The organism is Trinickia diaoshuihuensis (genome assembly GCF_003390925.1).
Classification (GTDB): Bacteria; Pseudomonadota; Gammaproteobacteria; order Burkholderiales; family Burkholderiaceae; genus Trinickia; species Trinickia diaoshuihuensis.
The window spans coordinates 1-975 of the sequence record NZ_QUBS01000036.1 but is presented as its reverse complement, the minus strand read 5'-3'; the positions used below and the strand labels follow the sequence as shown (position 1 = coordinate 975).

Annotated in this window: 1 protein-coding gene; it reads left to right on the top strand. The window is 61.3% G+C overall.

Annotation, left to right across the window (positions count from 1 at the left end; translation table 11 throughout):
• Positions 1–956: ISNCY family transposase (locus DXT59_RS10145; protein ID WP_116136793.1), on the top strand; the 956-nt coding region annotated here is incomplete at its 5' end.
• Between the last annotated feature and the right edge of the window lie 19 nt (positions 957–975).

The window sequence follows — 975 nt, the reverse complement described above, 5'->3', positions numbered from 1 at the left end:
GGTTCGAGGATCGGGCGCCAGCCTGTACGCTGCTGGTGTACGTCGACGACGCGACGAGCCGGTTGATGATGCTGCACTTTACGGCGACGGAATCGACCTTCAGCTACTTCGAGGCGACGCGGGCGTACATCGAGCGCTATGGCAAGCCACAGGCCTTTTACAGCGACAAGGCGAGCGTGTTTCGCAGCACCGCTGCTGGCAAGACAGGTAGCAGCGTGACGCACTTCGGCCGGGCGATGTACGAGCTGAACATCGACACGTTTTGCGCCAACAGCAGCTCGGCCAAGGGACGCGTCGAGCGGGCGCATCTGACCTTGCAGGACCGGCTGGTGAAGGAGTTGCGCTTGCGCAATATCAGCACGGTCGCCGAAGCCAATGCCTATGCGCCCTCCTTCATGGCGGCCTACAACGCGCGTTTTGCCAAGCTGCCGAAGAGCAGCTTTGATGAGCATCGGCCGCTGCGCGACGACGAGAATCTGGACCTGCTGATGACTTGGCGCGAAACGCGCCGCGTGACGAAATCGCTGACGGTGCAGTACGACCGGGTCATGTATTTGCTGGACGACACGCCGGCGAACCGCAAGCTGATTCATCGCTACATCGAGGTGTGGGAGTACCCGGACGGACGCATCGAGATCCGCGCTGACGGCAAGGTGTTGCCGTACCGACAATACGACCGATTAGCTGAACTCGACCAGGGCATTGTGGTTGAGCACAAGCGCCTAAGCCAGGTGCTCCAGGTCGCACAAGCGATTCAGGCGCAGCGCGATAACCGGAGGGCATCGGGCTCACCATCCCGCACGAATCAAGGCCAACCGGTCCGTGCCAAAGAACGGTTGCCGGGTACGAAGAAACAGCGCGAACTCACGCAAGCGGATCTGAACGAAGCGATCGTGCAGTTGAGCCCTGCCCAACCTTCAAAACCAGGTCGTCGGTCTGCACGTGCCCTCACCTAAGGCGTCAACGCCCTGCCCG